We start from the raw sequence: 20471 nt of genomic DNA, 5'->3' as shown, positions 1-20471 counted from the left end.
TCCGAAAACAAGAAAGAAGTATGGCAGAATGTCATAAGGTTGTCAATATCTCAAAAAGGAATTTTGTTCGTTATTGTTCCTGTTTGTTTCCGTAGGAGTTCCTACAAAACTCCTGAATCCGCTGTTGGCTGTATTTCCTTTCGCCATAACGACAATTCTTCGATTCCGATCTCCCTATTTCCTTCCCTGCTTGAAACTTCTTTGGCTTTATGAAATAGCTCTTGGATTTCTTCTTCTCTCATGGAAATTCCTTCCTTTTCGAACAAAAATCGAATCGCTCTGGCTCCTGATTGGTTTGTAAAAGAAATAGTTTCCTCATCGTTTCTCCCGACGAATTCGGGAGTGAATGTGCGATAGGCTCCCTTTTTCTTTCCTACCGTTTTAGCAACACCGTCTTGGTGAATTCCGCTTCTATGGGAAAAAATATCCTCTCCAATCACTGGTGTTTTTTCTCCGATAGGAATATTCGTTAATTCGGATATTCTTTTTGCAGTGGGATAAATTCTATGAAAACGAATCCCTACGTCTTCTCCGCATTGATGAAGTGCAATGGCAGTTTCGTATAAATTCGTATTTCCCGCTCTCTCACCTAAACCATTTAAGGCGACTTCGATCTGACTGGCTCCTGCATAAAAACTTTCCACTGTCGTGGCGGTGGCCATTCCCAAATCATTATGAGCGTGTACGGAAACCCTGATCCCTTCCGGTGTTCTTGAGACGACATGTTTTACCATATCTACGAAAAGCATCGGTCTGTATCTTTCCACTGTATTGGGAAGGTTGATGATATTCGCACCGGCTTCGATGGAAGTCAAAAATGCTTTTGTTGCAAAATCCAAATTTTCCATCGCATCTCCGAAATGTTCTCCGGAGAATTGAATTTGAATGTCTTTTCCTACTAAGGTTCTCGCATAAGAAACGGAATCGTAAATTTTCTCCAATACTTGTTCATACGATATCTTCAAAACATTCTCTATGGCAAATGCACTTACAGGAAATACGATATGCATCCTCGGGTTTGCAGCATGTTGAAGCGCTTCCCATGTGGTTTGAATTTCGTTTCTATTGGCTCTCGTAAGTGCGGCGATAGAAATCGACTTAGGGGCTCTTGCCGCTAAAAGTTTTGTCGCATCAAACTCTGTTTGATTCGAAGAAGGGAACCCGATTTCGATTCCGTCCACATTTAAATCAACTAACAAATCGAAGACGACTTCCTTTTCTCGGATCGTCCATGGTTTTTTCAAAGCTTGGTTTCCGTCCCGTAAGGTGACGTCTTGCACATAGACTTTTCTTTTTTGTGTTGTATTCATTTTTCCTCCCTTTCGCGCCCGTTTCCTTGGGGGAGGTGAGGATTTCGATTAGCTGAAAAAAGGCTGCTAATAAAAAAGCCCACATCCCTTGGGGGAGTGGGCTTTTGCAAAGCTCTATCTCCCTCGAACTAGAGTAGTCCGAGGAGGAGGAGAGAAGTTTGCATGCAGACGAAAGATTTCATGTTCTAATTATATTGACGGATTTTATCCTTCGTTTCGTCAAGTTTTTTTGATAAAACGAAACTTCTTCGTTTTATTGGTTTCTAGGAAACCCACGATTGCCTAAGTTTGTGGCAATGGCTGAACCAGTTTTACTTTCTATCCTTTTTGCAGATCGCGTCATTACTGAAAATAACAACAAAAAAGGAATCATAGGAACTTTCGATCGTTTCATGTCTCCTAGTTTTCCAGTGGTCTTTCCTCCTTGGGCATTGTACATTGCAGTCACCAATTTAGTAGGAAGACACGATTTCAGTATTTCTTTGGAAATTATGGAAACAGGCCGGGAGATTCTGCCCATCAACGGAGATTTCAACAGCATGACTTTGGATGATGTGGTAGAGTTGACTTTAAACTTGAACGGAGTAACTTTCCCGGAACCTGGGCGGTACAATCTTTCCGTTTTGATCGACGGGGAACTCATCGGCAATCGAGTTTTGAAAGTGGAAAAATTGGAGCAGCCTCCTTCTTAAAAGAGACTGCATACACTGAAATTACCGTAAATCTTTTGTTTTGCGGTAGTATCTTCCTATCAATTCCGAAAACACGAATAAAATTAAAAATAAAACCCCTCCCAAAGGAGCGATCAATGTGAAAGGGAGAGTGATTTGTTTTGTGATCCAAACCAAAAGAATCATAGAGCCGAATAACACAGCAGAGATGATTTTCCCTGAAAAATAAGATTTTCGATTTAAGGAAGCGACTAAAAACAATGCGATGGTCGGGCCTAATGTATAAGAGAAGATGGTGAGTCCTATCTCTAAGATCCCTTTTTCCAGATTTTTTCCTAGAAAGAATGGCAACAGGGAGGAAAAAAACAAAACGATCCCGAAGAAAAAACTAAGAGATTTCGCACCGAAATAACGATCCATCTTCCAATCTCTTGCCCAAGTTAAGGAAAGAGAATTGATTGTGGAAGATAAAGTGGACATGGCACTTGCGAGAATGGCAGAAAGAAGCAGTCCCAAAAACGGTGAAGGGATATGATCTACGATGAAAAGACTGAACGCTTTGTCCGGGGCAATTTCCGTTCCTAGATAAAATCGATAGAGAAGAGTTCCTATTCCCAGAAACAACAAAAATTGTAAGGTGACGAAGATTCCGCTCGATATGAGTATCTTCTGTCCTTGTTTTAGATTTTGAGAAGCGATGACTCTTTGCACGAGCATCAAATCCGTTCCATGAGAACCTATGGAAAGAAAAGCTCCTCCAAGCAAAGCAAAGATGAAATAATAAGAGTTATCTCCCGTATTCATCCATTCCCACTGAAAGATTTTTAATTTCCCCGCTGCCGAAGCCTCCGAAACAAATTGGGAAAATTCGATTCCTTTATCTCCTAAAAGAGAGCTTAAAAGATAGAATGCAAAGAATCCTCCTAGAATGTAGATGATAAGCTGCAGAGAATCCGTATAAACGATGGCACGAAATCCGCCATACACTGAATAAATGATCGTTGCTAGCGAAAGTAAAAAAAGCGCTAAGATTCCCAGCTCCATTTCTCCTACTCCGCCTAATCCCATTTTTGTGAGTAAAAAAGCGATCGGCAAGGAAGTGACGTACAACCGAATTCCATCACCTAATATACGAGATATGGTGAAAACGACAGACATCGATTTTTGAGAAGAAGTCCCGAATTTTTCTCCTAAGTATTCGTAAATGGAAATGGTTTTCCCCGCATAATAATGAGGCAAAAGCAGGAATGCCACTACGGTTCTTCCCAAAATATAGCCGAATGCCAATTGTAAAAAACCGTAATTGCCTTTGAAGGAAAGAGAAGGGATGGATAAAAAGGTGAGGCTGGAGGTTTCCGTTGCCACTAAAGACAACAAAAGCCAAACCCAATGAATTTCTCTTTTGGCCAGGTAAAAATCTTCTTCGTTCGATTGTTTTTTGGAGAAATAAAATCCGAAATAGAAGACCGCTATAAAATAGACGGCGATGACAGAGAAATCATAGAAATAATTCATTCTGATTGAACATCATTTCAATTAGGCAAGAAGAGTAAAACCAGGAAATCTTACCATGGCACGAATGAGATCGCTTCTGGTTAGAATTCCGATTAAAATTCTATTTTCTCCTAAAATGGGAAGAGATCCTATTTTTTCTTCTAACATCACTTTGGCGACTGTACGGATCTCCGTATTTTGCGTTCCTGTCAGAATCTTTTTGACCATGAGCGAACTGATGGGAACAGAAAGTCCGTTTTCCGATTCGGACAGATACCTCCAAATGTCTCTGTCCGAAATGATCCCGGTAATTTGGCTTTCCAGATTGGTGATGGGGATATGTCTGAATCTTTTTTCCAAAAGGAAGTCCCTTGCATCTTTCAAATTGCAGGTTTCCGACAAACTTTGAACAGGAGAACTCATCACCTGACCTGCAAATAAAATAGGAGAGGGTTCGGGAGAATAATTGGAATCTTGGTATGCTTTTGCGGGAGATTGGGAACCGAACAAAGTCCCCGGTCGGGAATCTGCCCTGTTCCCCTCAGTTGGGATCTGCTCTTCTCCTTCCTTGAATCGGGGTGCGATTTGTACGGAGGACGAATTTTCAATTCTGGGAACTTGTACAGGCCTGGGTTCCGGGAGGCGTTGGGTGGAAATTCCGTTTTGTATCCAAAAGAACATAGTCTTGTCCTAGTTGTGGCGAAATGTTTGGCAAGAGTAAGAAAAAACTTGCAAAAAACGAACAGTGGTTTTTAATCCTGTAGAACATTTACTACTCGGATACAGGCAACTGACTATGAAAAACAAGGTTTCTCTCCTCTATGATCTATTAGATTCCGTTTCCAACGAATTTCCTGACAAAATTACATTCAGAAAGAGAAACCAGGATGGGCAATTCCCAGGGAATAGTTTTTCCGAAATTCGTTTATTTGTCCAGCATCTGACATCCGGCTGGATTGCGGAAGGTTTGCAGATAGGAGATCGAGTCGGTTTTTTTTGCGACTCCACAGTAAATTGGCTTAGAACGGATCTTTCCATTTTGACTGCCGGAGGAGTGGTAGTTCCCCGAGGGACGGATATTGTAGAGGAGGAGATTCTCTATATTCTCAACCATTCGGAAGCTCGCTTTTTAGTCGTGCAAAAGGAAAAAGACAGAGATAGAGTTCTTAAGATTCGATCTCAAATCCCTTCTTTGGAGAAAATTTTTGTCTTAGAGTCCGATATCGGGAAACTATTGTCAGGTGAGGGAACTGTCTCGCAGCTTGCCGAACTGGGAAAATCGAAATTAACAAAAGAACCTTCTCTCTGGAAGGATCGTGCGGCTCAATTGGACCCTGATGCTTTGGCCACATTGATTTATACTTCCGGAACCACAGGAAACCCGAAAGGGGTGATGCTCAGTCAGAAAGGATGGATCACTGCAATTCAAAATACGATCGTTAGGTTGGATATGAATTCGAACGACACCGCAGTGAGCCTTCTTCCTCCTTGGCATGCGTTTGAAAGAGCCATCGAATATGCTACCCTAGCCTTGGGAGTCGATTTTCTAGTTTCGAATATGACGAATCTAAAAGACGACTTAAGAGATTTCAAACCTACTATTTTTCCTTCGGTTCCTCGTATTTGGGAATCAGTATATAATGGAATTATGGTGAAGGTCGCCAAAGAGGGAGGTTTTAAGGAGAAATTATTTCATTTTTTCCTGAAGGTGGGAGAAGTCTGGGCCGGTCATAAATCCGTTGTTATGGGGTTTAAGTTCTCCATTCACCGAAAAAACTTTTTCCTGGATTTTCTGGAACGATTGTATTCATTCTTGATTTTGGTTCTTCTTTCTCCTTTGAAGCTGGCGGCGAATCGAATTTTTTCCGCAATTCATAAAGCATTGGGTGGCAGGATCCGAATCTGTATCTCCGCAGGTTCCGCACTCCCCAGCGTAGTGGATGGTTTTTTATCTTCTATCGGTTTGAAGGTATTGGAGGGGTATGGAATGACGGAAACTTCCGCAGTCGTATCCATTCGTTCCAACACCAAACCTACGAAAGGTACTGTGGGAATTCCCATCGACGGATACCAAATCAAACTAAAAGACGATTCGGGAAAGGAAGTGAAAGAACAGGGTGCCAAAGGAACTCTTTGGATCAAATCGGATCAGATCTTAAAAGGTTATTATAAACGGCCCGAATTGAATTCGGTCGTCTTCGATAAAGAAGGTTTTTTCGATACGGGAGATCTGATGCAGATCACATACAGAAACGAACTTGTATTTTCGGGAAGATCGAAAGATACGATCGCACTCATCGGAGGCGAAAACGTCGAACCTGTTCCGATCGAGGACAAATTGCTTACGTCGCCTTATATAGATCAGGTGATGGTGATCGGTCATGATAGAAAAACATTGGGCGCCCTCATCGTTCCTAATTTCGAAGCAGTGGAGAAAAAAATTGCCGATATCGGACAAACGTATTCTTCTTGGAATGAAAATCCTAAGCTGAGAGAACTTTTCCGCTCGGAGATCTCACGAATTATTTCCAGAGAAAACGGATTTAAAGGGTTTGAGACCGTTCCCAATAACAATTTCTACATTGTTCCCAGACCTTTCGATCCTGATAAGGAAATGACCCGCACACTGAAAATGAAAAGAAACATCATATCTGAAACATTTACAAAAGAAATAGAGAGAATCTATCAATGAGAAACCCTAAATTAAACCCCTATTTAAACGAAGAAGAAGCCGATTTTTTCAATACGGTATTCCAATTTTCCGAAGAGAAGGTTCTTCCTTCTGCATTGGAGAGAGACGAAACCGAGACTTGGTCGGACGACTTATGGAAAGAATTTTCCAAAGCGGGACTTACAGGACTTTCTATGCCCGTGGAATACGGAGGCCAAGGTGCCAGTTGCCTTCAATGTTCTTTGGCGACTGACGCTTTCGCAGCAGGTTCGTTAGATGGTGGAATGGGTTTGTCTTGGGCAGCGCATATGATCATAGGCGCTATGCCGATCGTATTCCAAGGAACTGAGGATCAGAAAAAGAAATTTCTTCCAAAACTGGCGAGCGGGGAATGGATTGCAGGATTCGCACTTTCGGAACCTTCTTCCGGTTCGGATGCAGCCTCTCTTTTGACCAGAGCTGAGGAAACCCCCGATGGATGGAAGTTAAACGGTTCTAAGATGTTCATTACGAACGGACCTGTAGGCCAAGTATTTATCGTAATGGCCAGAACTTCAGAAAAGGGAAGAGGACCTATGGGAATCTCTGCATTCATTGTGGAGGACAGTTCAAAGGGATTTAAGGTCAGTAAAATTTTAAAAAAATTAGGCCATCATACTTCCATGACCGCCGAACTTGTGTTTGAAGATATGATCATTCCCAAAGAAAATCTTTTGGGTTCCTTGAATTCGGGTTTTCTTAGGATCGGCAAAGAAAACTTGGAATGGGAAAGAACCGTGTTTGTGGCGGGGCTTTCCGGTGCTATGGAATTTTGTTTTCGATCCGGTCTTCGTTACGCAAAAGAAAGAATACAATTCGGAAAAAGCATTTCTTCTTTTTTCGGGATGAAGGAAATATTGGTTCGAAATTGGGTCTATACGCAAGCGGCCCGCAGATTGATCTACTGGGTGGCGGCAAGAAAAGATAAAGGAATTCCTTCTCCTCTGGAAAGTTCTTTGGGAAAACTTCTGTCTTCCGAAATTGCAGAAGATGTCGCAAAAGACACCGTACAATTGTTCGGTGGTTACGGTTATATGAAAGAATACGGAGTAGAGAGATTCTACAGAGACGTAAAACTGGGAACCATAGGAGGAGGGACGAGCGAAATCCAAAGATCCATCATCTCTTCCTTGTATCCGGGAAAATCAAAATTCATGGCGGATTTTCAGAAATTGGAAGATTGTCGAAATCCTTCCGATTTCATTCAAAATGCACTCTTCGACATTTTGATCCGAATGGATTCCGAACCTGCACGCAAAAAACAACAATCTGTAGAATTTGCATTTGCGGATGTGCTTTCTTTATTCGTGATTTTATCTCAAGCCGAAGCCGATTCCAAAATCGAATTCAAATATTATTCTAAGTCCGAAAAATCGGAAGATCGAAACTTATTGACATTTTATTTGATCGGGAAGTATCTTTCTTCATTGTCGAGGCTTTCTTCTTTTGCGGAAGAAGAGTTGAAATCGATTTGGGACTCTTATCGAAAATTGGGAGCTTCCATCGAGACCTCGGTGAACGAACGATACTCCACTCTTCAGGAAGTCTCATAGAAATGAAACCAGCCATCCGAGTCGCAGTGATTTACCTCATACTCGGATTTGTTTGGATCTACGGCTCCGATTATGCTCTTTCCGTTTTGCTTCAGACTACGGAAGAAATTAGAATCGCTCAAAATTATAAGGGATGGCTTTTCGTTTTTCTTTCTGCAGTCGCCATTTACTTTCTACTATTGCGAGAATTGAAGGTTCAATCCAGGGTTCTTAGAGAGAAGGAAGAATCCGATTATCTGTATCAAAACATTTTAGAAAAGGTAGGGGACTCTGTCATCGTTTTCAATCTCAACACTTGGAAAATAGATCTCATTTCCGAACAGACGGGAAAGTTTTTTGAAGCGAGTTTGGATGCTATCCGCCACAATGCAGCCGTTCTTTTGGAGAGAGTACATCCTGAAGATCGTCAAAGGATGACGGATATATGGATCAATCGACTTCAGGAAAATCATACAGGAATTTTATATCGACTTTTATTTAAGGACGGCCGAATCAAATGGGCTTTGGAGAACCGTTTGTTCTTCAAGGGCAGAGGGAATTCAGGAGGAATCGCAATAGGAATTACGAACGATATCTCCGCCTATATCGAAAATCAGAAGGAATTGGAACGTTCCTTAAAGGAAAATGAAGTTCTCCTGACGGAAGTGCATCATAGAGTGAAGAACAATCTGTCCGTAATCATTTCGTTTTTACAGCTTCAATCCTATTCAGCACCTAAAGAATCCGCAGCCATTTTGGAACAAAGCATCATTCGTGTGAAGGCGATCGCTCTCGTTCATGAAAAATTATACAGTTCTAAAAATCTTTCCAGTTTGAATTCTAGGTCGTATATAGAGAGTTTGGTGGAAAATATCAAATTGATGTACATGAGGATGGATATCCAAATCGATTTGGCAATCCAACCTAAAGAGTTGAATCTGACTATGGCCATTCCTATGGGACTTATGCTTACGGAAATGCTGACGAATTCCTTTCGACATGCTTTTCCGGAAAGAAAGGATGCAATCATCAAAATCGATTTTAAAGTACACGATAAAGGGCGGACGGAATTGATTTATAGAGACAACGGAATCGGGTTTCCAGAGTCATTCGATAGAAAGAATATCGATTCTGTAGGTCTGTCCGTTATCTTTTCCTTGTCCAGTCAGATGATGGGCCGGGAAATTCAGTTTTACACCAAACCGAACGAAGGTGTTCTTTATCATTTCGAATTTCAATCGGAGAAAATGGAAAAAAGATAATGCATTATCAAAAAGGCAAAACCTACGAAGAAATTCAGATCAAAGACAGTGCGCAATTCACAAAAACGATTACCGAGACGGACGTATATTTATTCGCAGGGATCAGCGGAGATTTTAATCCGTTGCATGTGGATGAGGAATATGCGAAGAACACTCAGTTCGGTACAAGAATCGCGCATGGTGGATTGGCAGCTTCTCTTCTGGCTCCCGTTTTGGGAATGAAACTTCCCGGCTTAGGAACGGTCGCATTGGAAACCACTACTAAATTCAGGAAACCTGTTTATTTCGGAGATACGATCACTTGTAAGGTGGAGGTGGTCGAGAAAGTGGAAAAATTGAAAGCGATTCGAATGAAAGTGACTTGGACCAATCAAAAAAACGAAGTTGTGAGCAAAGGGGAAAGTTTGGTCATTCCTCCTGGTTGAGAAACTGGCCTAACATACCGATTTCGTCTTCTACGAATTCGGTGACTTCTTCCAGTTCTTCTGGATCCAAAATCTCTTCTAAAATTTCCTCTCCGCTTGCATCGTTTGCAAGCTTCAAAACGATATAACCGGGAACATCCGAATCCGGATCATCTAACTCCACATTAACAAGATGATATTCCGCTTCCGAGGTTGGCAAAAAGACAAGGTATTCGTTTCCTGAAAGCGAAAAAGAATAAAAAACTTCCCATTGGAATTGATTTCCTTGTTCATCCACCAAATCGATTTCTTCGGAAACTCTGCTGGGTAAAAAATCGTCCCCTTGAAATCCAAGATCCTTAAAATCCATTAGGTATAAAAGTCCTTCTCAAAGGGAAGACTGTGTTTCTTTTTGAAATTACATTCCTTGCAGGATGGGACTAGATTCGCTTTTACAGATTTTCCTCCACGAATAAGAGGAATTAGGTGGTCCATCGTGAGATCTTCCACTTTGAACTTGTTCCCGCAATAATGGCAAATTCCGGAAGATCGTTTGTTTTTCCACCATGCGGAACTTTTCAATTCCTTGGCCTTTCTTCTTTCTCTGGCGATCTCTTCATCCGAGACCGTGGAGAAAAATCTTTCTTCGGGAAGAGGGGAATCCATACAAAAATCAGACAAATGGGTGTGTTCCATGTCAAGAAAAGAAAAAAGGTCGACTGGGAAGGTAATTTTAATTTCCTTCTAAGCTATGGGACGATTGTTCTATCTTGATAATCTGAGGTCTTTTGCACTTCTATTGGGAATCGTCTTTCATTCCGCCATCGTATATGCGCCTAAAATAGGGTATGCGATCCAAAATCCGGAGAGGATGGAACCTTTCGGATTTTTCTGCTACTGGATCCACAGTTTCAGAATGCCTTTGTTCTTTTTGATCTCCGGCTTTTTTTCCTCTATGGTTTGGGAGAAAAAAGGGTGGATGCATTTTTTAGAAGGCAGGTTCAAACGAATTCTAATTCCTCTTATCTTCGGCTTACTTGTGTTTGCTCCAATCCAATACTATTTAATGAAATTGATCAAACTTCCCGAACTAGGCTTCTTTCAATTTTATCCAGAATTTTTTACGGAAGAAGAATTCGCTCAATCTCATATTTGGTTTTTGGTGGATCTGTTCCTGTTCAGTTTGATTTTCTCTTTTATCCCTAAAAAAGTTTTTTCTTTCTTCTTTGAAAAAGGGGATGGTCGTTTCGATTGGAGATGGATCTTTCCTTTTTTTCTGTTTTGTTTTTCTTTAACGATTGCAGCGCATTCTTTTTATCCCAGAGGAGATGACTTTTTCGGAATCAATAAACTCACTTTCTTCTATCAACTAGGTTTTTATTTTTGCGGAGTGTTTGCCTATTATAGTGGAAACATATTTTCTCTTGCGGAAAAGATCGATTTGATTTCCATCTTCCACTGGCTTCTGTTAGGCTTGATTGTCTTTGTTCTATTCTATCATTTGGACACTACAGATCCTCTTTGGATGCCTTATCAATACGGGAATTATCTTCAGCGTATGGCACATCTGGCATTATGGTGCCTTTCTCCTTTGATTTGGTGCCGCTTCTTTGTGATGGTATTTCAGAAATGGGGAAACGAGACGGGGGAGACTAGCAAATATTTAATCGAATCCAGTCTGCCTATTTATCTTCTCCATCATCCTATCTCTCTCTTTATTGCGTTTCATTTTAAGAATTGGGAAGTGGGAGCGGGATATAAATTTTTGATTCACACGTTTTTAGTGTTCTTCTTTAGTTTTTTAATTTATGATCTGATCGTTCGAAACTCTGAAATTCTCAAACGATTGTTCGGTTTGAAGTCTTGATTCGGAAATTTCCCCCGGCTAAAGATTGTTCGCCGGAGGAGGAAAGTGGGATTAAGTTCTGCTGATGGCTTGGATGGCGGAAGCGACTGCTGCATCCATACTTCCGTTGTGTTTTGCCAAATGTTCTCCCGCAAAAAACACTCTTTCGTAAGGTTCTGCCCAAACTTCTTTCGTTCCTAAAGAGCCGGGAGGGAAAATGGAAACAAATCCTCTTCTTCCCGTATATTTCTGAAAGGAATGGAATACGAAAGGGGATTCTCCGAATTCTTCCCAGTCCGCATTTTTGATTTCAGATAAAGAAAGTTTAAGAAGTGCCTTTTTTTGAGAATCGGAACCTTTCTCCAAAAGACCCGCTCTATCGCCTGTCGCTAGTGAGGTGAGTAGAAATTGATTTTCTCCGATCGCTTCTTCTCCGGAAACATAAAAAGTTTGGCCGGGAGTGTCCGTATTGATGATTTTAGGAGCGATCGCATCTTTCTTTTTACAGATAATTATATTTTTAGTGATCTTTCCCGTTTGCATTCGTAAGGCGGAGTAGAGCAGATCCTTAGGAAGACCGGGAGTCCATTTGATATCCAAAACGGCAGCGGCAGGCAATGTGCAGATGACTAGACCCGCTTTGTGGATTTTTCCGGAAGCCAATTCCACTTGTGCGTAGTTTTTCAATTGAGTGACTTTAACGATCGGGTCTCCCAAAGAAATCTCAGAGTCTCCCAATTTAGCGGCGAGAGAAGAAATGATTTTTTCCGCTCCCCCGGAAACATAGTATTGCGGACGTAAGGCGGATTCCGCTGACGCAAGATCACCTAATACTGCTTCACTGGAAATTTGATTGAGGTCTTCTCCGAAGAAAATTCGGAAACACTCGCTGATGGACTTCACTTCATCTTCCGCTAAACCTTGGTATCTTGCATAAGAAGCAAAATTGATTTTATCCAAACCTTGTTTTTGTGACTCGCTGAGGGATTTATGCAAGTCGATCACCTTCTCCAAAGTTTCCACGGAAGGGCCGGCGATTTTAATGAGTGATTCTTCATCGCTTCTGATTTGAAATCGTTTCACATGAGGAGAAACTTTCAGCTCAAGCCCCAACTGTCTTACCAAACTTTTGATGTCGGATTGACCTTCTCCGATCCATTCCGCCCCCAGATCTTGGACAAGCCCTGTCGTTTTATCCTTATAAGTGAAGATCCGACCACCTAACCTTTCTGAACGATCGATGATTGTCACTTCGTAGCCGGTTTGTTTGAGTAAATATGCGGAATAAAGACCGGAAAGACCAGCACCCATAACGATCGCTTTTTTGGAAGAAGAACTGTTTTGCGGTTTGGATTCTGTAGAGGGAGTGACTGCCCAGGATTTATTTTGTGCGAATAGGAGTCCGGAAGCGGAAGCTGTCCAAGAAAGTTTTTGAAGGAAATCTTTTCGATTCATAAGTGTATCCCCTAAATTCTATCGAATATTAAAAAAGGCTAGAAAAAATACCGATTTCATTTCCACTTGCTATGGCTTTTTTGAGCGAAATTAGAGGTTTTTTCTTTGAAAACAAATTTGAAAATAGCGATTCTCTCCGGCTTTTTTTCCCTATTTTGGACCAGCTCCGTTTTCTCCCAAGCCCCCTTCCTATTGGAAAAACATATGGAAGGAAAAATTCTTTGGCAGAATGCATTGATCTTAGAAGACCCTACTGGCACCATTCCTAGTGAAGCGATCGTTTCCGGAAAAAGGGATTCCGAATTTTCAAAATTACTCACTCCCAATTTAGGGTTTTCCTCATCGCAGTTTTGGGTGCGACTCCCGGTGAAAAACGATTCCGATGAGGTTTTGAATTGGATGTTGGAATACAATTTTCCTCTGATCGATCAAATTCAAATCTACGGTAAAAATATTCCCAAAGATACAGTGACTCTTTCGGGAGACAATCTGCCTTTTGAAGAAAGGAATGAGAATTATAGAAATGTGGTTTTCCCTCTTTCCGAACAGCCTCTCTCTCAAAACGTCTATTACATTCGAATTCGTTCCGAGTCCACAATCCCTCTCAGTTTGGAAGCTTGGTCTACGAAAGAATTGATCGATAAAATGAACAAAGAACAAATCATCTTCGGTCTGTTCTACGGGATTATGATCGTAATGGGAGTTTATAATTTATCGGTGTTCATTTTTACGAGTGCGAAAAGTTATTTATTGTACGTTCTTTTTATATTATCCATCACATTGTTTCACCTAACAAATAACGGGTTTGCGTTTCAATATTTATGGCCTGATTCCGTATGGTGGGCCAATTATTCTCTTCCTTTTTTCATCTGCAGTTCTTGTTTTACCGGAGTTCTATTCGCTACGTATTTTTTGAATCTTCATAAACAAGCGCCTTTGTTTGCGAAGGTCCTTCTTTCCTGGTTCGGGATTTTGGTTTTGATAGGTCTTGTCACTTTTTTTCTGCCTTACCGAATCGGAATGCTGACTTCCATCGGATTTGCAGTGCCTTCCGCAGTGATTATGATCACTAGTGGAATTGTGGCTTTGATCAAAAAAGCGAGAACCGCCAGATTCTATCTGATCGCTTGGACTTTCTTTCTTTTGGGAGTGCTTCTTTATTCTTTGAAGAGTTTGGGTTGGCTTCCTGACAATCACGTCACTCGTTGGACGATCCAATTCGGAACCGCATTGGAAGTGATTTTACTTTCACTGGGTCTTGCCGATAGAATTAATTTTTTGACAAAAAGTTTGAGAGATAATGTAAGAGAACTCTCCACTGCCAAAATCAAAATCGAAGAATCTGAAAAACGATTCCGGGAAATTTTCCAAGGTTCCGAGGAAGTCATCATCATGATGAGTGAAACCGGAGTGATTCTGAATGCGAACAGAGCCTTATCGAAACATATGGGATACCGTATGGATGATGTGAGAGGTAAAAAACTCACCGATTTATTGTATCAAACCAAAGGTAAAAAAGAAGGGTTTAACGAGCTTTTGGTGAAAGATAAATTGGCGGAACTTGTGAAAACGGGAGCCCCTATCAGTTTTCAGACGGAGTTCTCTCAAAAATATGTGAAAGAACCCAAAGATATGTACTGCAGAATTCAATTCGTTGAATTGGAAGATTCAAGGGAAATCATTGCGACTTTATCTCCTCAATTCGAAGACACTTTAACCAAACTTGTGGATTCCGAAAGAATCGAATTTACGATCAACAATTATCTGAGAAATGCGGAACTTGTTTCCCAAAAGATCACTTCTCAATTGTCCAAATATATGAATTCCATTTCTCAGACGGAAGTAAGAACATCCGTTCGAGAAATCATCATCAATGCCATCGAACATGGAAACCTGAACATTGGATTCGAAGAAAAGTCGAACGCTTTGACGAACGGAAACTATTTGGAGTTTTTGCAGAAAAGACAGGAAGATGCCAGATACAACCGCAAGAAGATTAGAATCGAATACGTGTTAAATGATGAATACGTCGCTTTCCGAATTTCTGACGAGGGAAAAGGATTCGATCATAAAAAGGTTTTGGAAAAATCCCTGGAAGAGTTGAATGAGGCACATGAGCAACACGGACGAGGCATTCATATGACTAAATCCGTGTTCGATCGAGTCGAATACAACGATATCGGCAATCAGGTGAGTTTGATCAAATATCTGAAAAACAACTAATCGTAATTAGTTTTTCACCCAGTCTAAAACCCACCATTCGTTCCATTCCTCGGAAAATAAAAGTTTTCCGGGGAGATGTTTTCCTAATAAATCCAAAAATGCGTCTTTTTTCTCTGTGATGATTCCTGAGAATAACAATCGTTTGGAATTTACTTTGGCTAAATGATGAATGTTTTGGGATAAAACGGCGAAAGTGATGTTTGCTATGGCAATGTCATAGGAAGGGCCGAACAAATTCGGATTGTCTATCCCCGATTCTTCCACAGTAAAACTGGTTTTTTTTGCGAATGTATTCTCCTGCCAGTTGGACCATGCCGCTTTTACTGCGTTAGGATCAATATCCAATGCGAAAATTCTTTCGCAGCCCAGTCTGGCAAGCCCGATGGATAAAATCCCCGAACCTGTTCCTATATCGCAGGCGGAAAAAAATAAAGGTTTTCCTGATTCGTTTTCGTTTGTTAATCGATCGAGTCTTTCTAAGATGAGTTTGGTGGTCTCGTGGTGACCTGTTCCGAAAGCGACTCCAGGATTGATGAAAAGAGGAATTCCTCCAGTCGGTTCCCAAAGCGCTTTTGTTACTTCGGATTCCTTTTCCCAAGTAGGGATGACCCAAAGTTTGCTGCCTACTTGAAACGGTTTATAATATTCCTTATAGGCTTCTTCGTAATCTCTTGTTTCAATGATTCTGGATTCGTAACTGGCATTTCCTAAAAAATTGATTTTGAGATAGATTAGAATTTTGATTTCTTTATCTATCTCATCAGTATTTAAGTAAATGCGAATATTTGTATTTTCTCTTAGGATGCCTTCTTGTTCCGGCTCTTTAGGCGCATCCCCGTCGAATAAAATTTCATAATATCCTGCAACGGAAATGGTATCCAAAAGTTCATACAAACCATCGGAGCCTTCTTTCGGCAGGTTGACTTTAAGTTCTCTGTATTCCAAATTGAAATAGAAAAAGAAGAAGTAGGAATTAACCTACTTCGTCGATATAATCCATGACCAAATACATTACCGTTTCTTGGTCGGTAGGATTGGAGTATTCGTGAGATACGTCCGCTTTGAAGAATACAGAATCTTTCGGTTCCAGCTCGACTACCTTTTCTCCCAAACGAAGACGGAGTTTGCCGGATACGACTACTATATTTTCCGTAGTACCTGTTTTATGAGCTTCCGAAACTTCGTGTCCGCCTGGTTTTAAAATGAGTTCGTAGAATTCAGTTTTGCGGTTTCCTAAAAAAGGAAAGAGGGCTCTGCTCGAAAATACCTTGGAATTGGAATATAATACTTTTGAATTCTCCGCTTTGAGAACATGAATTCCATCTTGGTTTTTTTCTTTGAGTAGTTCCGCAAATGGGACATTGAGTCCGTTGGCAATCTTCCAAAGAACCGAAATGGTAGGCACTGATTTGCCCTGTTCGATTTGGGACAACATTGCCCGGCTGACACCGCATCGATTGGCAAGTTTATCTAGGGAGAAACCTTTTGTGTGGCGAATGAGCTTTAAATTTTCTTTTACGACATCTGTTATATAATCACCCGATTCGGCAAAAGGTGCTTCTTGAGTGTCAGATGAGGATTCTAGTTTAGTAGCCATAACTCAAACTCCAATATAACAGAGGGAAAGTCAAGGAACTATCTATAATGTTTTTGTTTTTTCTCTTCAATTACGAATACGGGAGGGAGTTTTGGGACTTTTGCCGCCTTTAGAAAGACTTCCTTCGCAGTTCCTCTGAAATTTTGCTCTGATTCCGTGGAAATTCCTAAACTGAGGAAGATCCTTCTGTCGGAAGGGACAAGTTTGGCCAAGGACTCTAGAAGGTTTTTGGTTCGATAGGGAGTTTCGTAAAAAACGAGAGTGTGGCCCAGTCCCAGATAGATCTTAATCTCCTTTTCTCTTTCCTTTTGTTCTCTGGGAAGAAATCCCAAAAAGGTGAAGGGGGAAGATTGAAATCCGGAAGAGGTGAGTGCTGCTATGGCGGCAGTAGGACCGGGGGCGGATTTCACTTCCACTCCCATATCCCACGCGATAGGAACCAATCTTCTCGCAGGATCTTCTAATCCGGGACTTCCCGAATCGGAGATAATGCATGTTAATTGGGTCTGCGCTAGTTTGAGACCCAGTTCTTCCAATTCCTCTTCGGAAGTATGTTCGTTGCAGATTTCGAAGCTGCGAGAGATTCCCAGTTTTTTGAGAAGAGTGGATGTGGTTCTATGTTCTTCTCCTAGAATCAAGTCGGCGGTTTCTAAAAGTTCTTTGGTTCTGGGAGGCAGATCTCTGTCATCACCTAATGAATTGGATACGAGGTAAAGTGTAGGCATAGTTGTTTATAGGGAAGATGTTTCTTGGAATCGGAAAAAGGGTTGAATCGCAATTCCTTTTTCCTTACATGCGTTTACGAATTCAGGATTGCCTTTGTCGATAGCAACTCCTAACTTTTTTGCAGAACATAACATTGGATAATCGTTGAAAGAATCCCCGAATGCTAGATCCGGCAATTCTCCGATTCTGCCTTTGATGGCTTCCACTTTACCTTCTCCGTAAGTATAAGGTTCTATCAATTGATGTTTGAACTTGCCGTTTGCATCGACCTCTTGTCTCATACCGATCACGTTTTGTTCCGGGACAGGAAAATGATGTGCTATTGCGGCGATTCCCGGTTCGGGAGAAGCGGTCACAATGTACACTTTCCAAGCGTGTTGGTGCAAAAAACCGATGAGATCCACCATTTCCGATTGGGGAAAAACGGAGGATTCGGAGCGAGGAGTGGAGACTCTTTCCCAGGTTCTTCGAGAGAGAGAATAAAAATCTTCTTTGTTCATCCCTTGGAATAAAAAGGCGGTCCATCTGTATCCTTGTTCCGTACCGAATTCTTTCAATTGATAGGAATACTCTTCCCAAACCAAATGTTCTCTTTCGGAGAGAGTGTGTTCGTTGTGATTTTTCCAATACTCTTTGTTCCGAAAGAGGGGAGATAGGTCTTTGGGAAGGAACAACATCCCTTCTTTCAGGATGGTCTCCATCATTTTTTCACCGAAATCGTTTCTGATTAGAGTATTATCAAAATCGAAGCAGGCAAGTCCGGAGGATGAGGAAATAATGCGAGTTAGGTTCTCGTGAATTTCGGGAACCCAACTTTTTACAGGAAATGATTTAGAACTCACTAAAAATTAATTAGCAAAGCTCACCATGCTTGTGGCAACCCCTTCTTCAAAAGGAGTCAGGAAGTTTTCCGGGTTGAGATATACGTTGTGGTATCTGACTTCGAAATGAACATGAGGTCCTGTGGATTTTCCTGTGTTGCCGGAAAGTGCGATGATCTGGCCTTTTTTAACTACATCTCCGGGTTTTACCAAGAGGAGGTTGTTGTGACCGTAAACCGTATGGAAGTGATTGAGATCCGTATGATAGAGTTTGACTGCGAGTCCATAGTCTCCACTTCTTCCTGCCACTTCCACAACTCCATCCGCTGCCGCTAGAACGATCGATTCTTTAGGAATGGCGATGTCTACTCCCGTATGAAGTGTGTTCCATCTACGTCCGATGCGGGAGGAAATGCGGGTTCTGTTGTTGGGGAGCACCGGCCAGATAAATTGGTCGATTTGAGAGTCGATTGCCTCTCTGAAACTTCCCGCTTCTTGTAAGGATTGGGAGTATTCTTTGCTATAGGGAATGAAAATAGGTCTGGAAACTTTTTTCTTTTCTTTCTCTGTGATAGAATTGAGTTCCACTACTTCTTGGAAGTCCGCTCCAAACTCTTGCACCTTTGCCTCTAGGCTCTTCTTTTCAGTGCGGAAGTCTACCCAAAGGCCCCATTTTTCTTGGTATCTTTGGAAAACGTGGTTATCTAGGAAAACTGGTCCATTTTTACGCTTTTGATAAGAGGCAAATGCCGAGAAGGAGACCACAAATAGGATCGCCCCCAGAATTAAGAACAAAGTTCGCTTTCGTTTCATCTTTTTCGCCCTCACATTTTATTGTGCAATGCCAAAATCTCACGCAAAGGTTTTCGGTCAAGGAAAAGGGGTGCCCTCATTCGGGGGATTTATGTGATTATGTCACATTTTTTTCTCAGTTTCGTCATAGGGAGAAGGGGAGTGAGTGCGGTAGGTACCACATTTAGGGAGGTAAACCGAGTTAGGAGGATTAGGAATTTCTAATTTTCTGTAGGAGTTCCTACATGGGAGGATAAAACCCCGTAGTAGGTACTACAAAATCTCCATCCACCCCTCGTACATAGAAAAGGGAGACGCAAAGTTCTCCCTTTTCCGGCTGTGGAAAGAAATTCCTCCCCGATTAATTTTGAGGTTGCAGCTTTACATTCGCCCTCTTGGGGTCTTGGGTTCTATAAAAATGGATTCCTGCCATCAAAAGGAACATGGTTCCGATAGAATAAGAGACCCATCCTAGTCCGAAGTAACCTAAAAGCACAAAACCTAAAATCAATCTTGCGATTTCCAAACTCCCTCCCCATGATTTGCCCTCAATCATCGCATTGATGGAAACAAGGGAAAGGGTCACCCAAGCAGCAAACAGAACTTGGGAGAGAAAGTCGAACTTAGCGATAAAAAGAAGAAAGGCGAAAGAGAGGAGTAAAACCCCTACGAACCAAGCGGTTGTATAGGATCGTACTTCTGCACTCGGATTCGGGTCATATTTCACAAAGGACTTAGGGCTTACTTCCGGAATTGGTAAAAATCCGGAAGGTTTGCCGTTTTCCGATGGAAACCAACCGGGAGGCATAAGGAAAACTTTGATCTTATTGAGAATTCCCTTCGCACGGAAGGATTGTTGGATGAGTTCCCAATAGTAGTGGTAGTTAGCATAAACAGGATTAAAACTTCGCAGAGGTTTTACCGTTCCGTACACACATTCTTCTTCTTCTACTTGGAAGGTTCCGAACATACGATCCCAAAGGATAAAAATTCCACCATGGTTTCTATCGATGTATTTCGGATTGATAGCATGATGCACTCTGTGGTGGGAAGGAGTGGAAAGGATGTATTCCGCAATCGTGCCTAAATTTCCTACCGCCTTAGTGTGTACCCAAAATTGATAGATCAAATTGAGCTGCCCTGTTGCCAGATACAACCAAGGATCGAAACCGATGAGAGCCAAAGGAACGTAAAAAATCCAAGAAACAATTCCACCGAGTCCGGTTTGGCGAAGAGCTACCACAAGATTGTATTCTTCACTGTGATGGTGGATCACATGTCCCGCCCAGAAAAAGTTCACTTCATGGGAAAGTCTATGAGACCAGTAGTAACATAGGTCTTGCAAAACCAAACAAAGGAGCCACGCCAAAGGATTGGAAACTGTGAGGAAATCTTTAAAAAGACCGAAGTGCTCGTAGATATAAAAAAAAGCGAAAAGCCCAACCCCTTTCTGAAACAACCCCCAAAGTTGGGAAATGATTCCTGTGCTCAGGTCGGCAATCGAATCATTCAGTCGATAGAGTTGCCTGTTTTTCCAGGCACCTAAGGCGACTTCCAGTCCAATGAGAATAAAGAAACCAGGAATGGCATACGTTACAAATGGCGGAGGTGTGAAATTCTCGAGCATA

The 20471-nt window shown here is 41.6% G+C and carries 19 protein-coding genes; 7 read left to right on the top strand and 12 right to left on the bottom strand.

Annotated features, from left to right (window positions below; all coding sequences use genetic code 11):
- Window positions 1–101: 101 nt before the first annotated feature.
- Window positions 102–1310, bottom strand: coding sequence for a 2-isopropylmalate synthase LeuA2 (gene leuA2 / locus EHS15_RS03200; protein ID WP_135759098.1), 1209 nt, complete (start codon window positions 1308–1310; stop codon window positions 102–104).
- Between the two features lie 278 nt (window positions 1311–1588).
- Between leuA2 and EHS15_RS03195 the strand changes: the two genes are divergently transcribed.
- Complete coding sequence (locus EHS15_RS03195) at window positions 1589–2002, top strand: DUF6941 family protein (protein ID WP_135759097.1); 414 nt, start codon at window positions 1589–1591, stop codon at window positions 2000–2002.
- A gap of 21 nt (window positions 2003–2023) precedes the next feature.
- Here the strand turns inward: EHS15_RS03195 and EHS15_RS03190 are convergent, their stop codons facing one another.
- The gene (locus tag EHS15_RS03190) at window positions 2024–3496 is read right to left on the bottom strand and encodes a sodium:solute symporter (RefSeq protein WP_135759096.1); all 1473 of its coding nucleotides are present in this window, start codon (window positions 3494–3496) and stop codon (window positions 2024–2026) included.
- 21 nt (window positions 3497–3517) lie between these two features.
- Window positions 3518–4156 carry a CBS domain-containing protein gene (locus tag EHS15_RS03185; RefSeq protein WP_135759095.1) on the bottom strand — a complete coding sequence of 213 codons (639 nt, stop codon included), beginning with the start codon at window positions 4154–4156 and terminating at the stop codon, window positions 3518–3520.
- 115 nt (window positions 4157–4271) lie between these two features.
- Here EHS15_RS03185 and EHS15_RS03180 point away from each other — a divergent pair, with 115 nt between their 5' ends.
- Genes EHS15_RS03180 through EHS15_RS03165 form a run of 4 tightly spaced genes read left to right on the top strand, consistent with a single transcriptional unit; the run spans window position 4272 to window position 9404 of the window.
- Window positions 4272–6167: an AMP-dependent synthetase/ligase gene (locus tag EHS15_RS03180; RefSeq protein WP_135759094.1), complete on the top strand. Its 1896-nt coding sequence runs from the start codon at window positions 4272–4274 to the stop codon at window positions 6165–6167.
- On the top strand, window positions 6164–7738 hold the full coding sequence (locus tag EHS15_RS03175) for an acyl-CoA dehydrogenase family protein (protein WP_135759093.1): 1575 nt from the start codon (window positions 6164–6166) through the stop codon (window positions 7736–7738). The genes EHS15_RS03180 and EHS15_RS03175 overlap by 4 nt, the downstream gene beginning before the upstream one ends.
- Before the next feature lie 2 nt (window positions 7739–7740).
- Window positions 7741–8979 carry a sensor histidine kinase gene (locus EHS15_RS03170; protein ID WP_135759092.1) on the top strand — a complete coding sequence of 413 codons (1239 nt, stop codon included), beginning with the start codon at window positions 7741–7743 and terminating at the stop codon, window positions 8977–8979.
- Window positions 8979–9404: a MaoC family dehydratase gene (locus EHS15_RS03165; protein ID WP_135759091.1), complete on the top strand. Its 426-nt coding sequence runs from the start codon at window positions 8979–8981 to the stop codon at window positions 9402–9404. Before EHS15_RS03170 ends, EHS15_RS03165 begins: the two co-directional genes overlap by 1 nt.
- On the opposite strand, the gene EHS15_RS03160 is transcribed toward EHS15_RS03165, so the two are convergent.
- Both EHS15_RS03160 and EHS15_RS03155 read right to left on the bottom strand, forming a co-directional pair.
- On the bottom strand, window positions 9388–9753 hold the full coding sequence (locus tag EHS15_RS03160; protein ID WP_135759090.1) for a DUF1292 domain-containing protein: 366 nt from the start codon (window positions 9751–9753) through the stop codon (window positions 9388–9390). The genes EHS15_RS03165 and EHS15_RS03160 overlap by 17 nt on opposite strands.
- Window positions 9753–10049, bottom strand: coding sequence for an HNH endonuclease (locus tag EHS15_RS03155; RefSeq protein ID WP_135759125.1), 297 nt, complete (start codon window positions 10047–10049; stop codon window positions 9753–9755). Before EHS15_RS03155 ends, EHS15_RS03160 begins: the two co-directional genes overlap by 1 nt.
- 85 nt (window positions 10050–10134) lie before the next feature.
- On the opposite strand from EHS15_RS03155, the gene EHS15_RS03150 reads away from it, so the two are divergent.
- On the top strand, window positions 10135–11250 hold the full coding sequence (locus tag EHS15_RS03150) for an acyltransferase family protein (RefSeq protein ID WP_135759089.1): 1116 nt from the start codon (window positions 10135–10137) through the stop codon (window positions 11248–11250).
- 51 nt (window positions 11251–11301) lie between these two features.
- Here EHS15_RS03150 and EHS15_RS03145 read toward each other — a convergent pair whose 3' ends face one another.
- Window positions 11302–12684 (bottom strand): flavin monoamine oxidase family protein, encoded by a 1383-nt coding sequence (locus EHS15_RS03145; protein WP_135759088.1) that lies wholly within the window; start codon window positions 12682–12684, stop codon window positions 11302–11304.
- A gap of 117 nt (window positions 12685–12801) precedes the next feature.
- On the opposite strand from EHS15_RS03145, the gene EHS15_RS03140 reads away from it, so the two are divergent.
- Complete coding sequence (locus EHS15_RS03140) at window positions 12802–14907, top strand: 7TM diverse intracellular signaling domain-containing protein (RefSeq protein WP_246051870.1); 2106 nt, start codon at window positions 12802–12804, stop codon at window positions 14905–14907.
- Window positions 14908–14913: 6 nt separating this feature from the next.
- On the opposite strand, the gene EHS15_RS03135 is transcribed toward EHS15_RS03140, so the two are convergent.
- From EHS15_RS03135 to EHS15_RS03110, 6 genes are all read right to left on the bottom strand, one after another.
- Window positions 14914–15852, bottom strand: a complete 939-nt coding sequence (locus EHS15_RS03135) for a 50S ribosomal protein L11 methyltransferase (RefSeq protein ID WP_135759087.1) — start codon at window positions 15850–15852, stop codon at window positions 14914–14916.
- A 28-nt stretch (window positions 15853–15880) separates the two neighbouring features.
- Entirely contained in the window at window positions 15881–16504 is a 624-nt protein-coding gene (locus tag EHS15_RS03130; RefSeq protein WP_135759086.1) for a helix-turn-helix domain-containing protein, read from the bottom strand.
- Between the two features lie 38 nt (window positions 16505–16542).
- Window positions 16543–17229, bottom strand: a complete 687-nt coding sequence (rsmI, locus tag EHS15_RS03125) for a 16S rRNA (cytidine(1402)-2'-O)-methyltransferase (RefSeq protein ID WP_135759085.1) — start codon at window positions 17227–17229, stop codon at window positions 16543–16545.
- A gap of 6 nt (window positions 17230–17235) precedes the next feature.
- Window positions 17236–18072: an HAD family hydrolase gene (locus tag EHS15_RS03120; RefSeq protein WP_135759084.1), complete on the bottom strand. Its 837-nt coding sequence runs from the start codon at window positions 18070–18072 to the stop codon at window positions 17236–17238.
- A gap of 6 nt (window positions 18073–18078) precedes the next feature.
- On the bottom strand, window positions 18079–18864 hold the full coding sequence (locus EHS15_RS03115) for a M23 family metallopeptidase (protein WP_135759083.1): 786 nt from the start codon (window positions 18862–18864) through the stop codon (window positions 18079–18081).
- Window positions 18865–19204: 340 nt separating this feature from the next.
- Window positions 19205–20470 (bottom strand): sterol desaturase family protein, encoded by a 1266-nt coding sequence (locus tag EHS15_RS03110; protein WP_135759082.1) that lies wholly within the window; start codon window positions 20468–20470, stop codon window positions 19205–19207.
- Between the last annotated feature and the right edge of the window lies 1 nt (window position 20471).

The sequence above is a fragment of the Leptospira idonii genome (genome assembly GCF_004770995.1).
GTDB classification, from domain to species: domain Bacteria; phylum Spirochaetota; class Leptospiria; order Leptospirales; family Leptospiraceae; genus Leptospira_A; species Leptospira_A idonii.
This window is presented reverse-complemented; position numbering and strand designations above follow the sequence as displayed.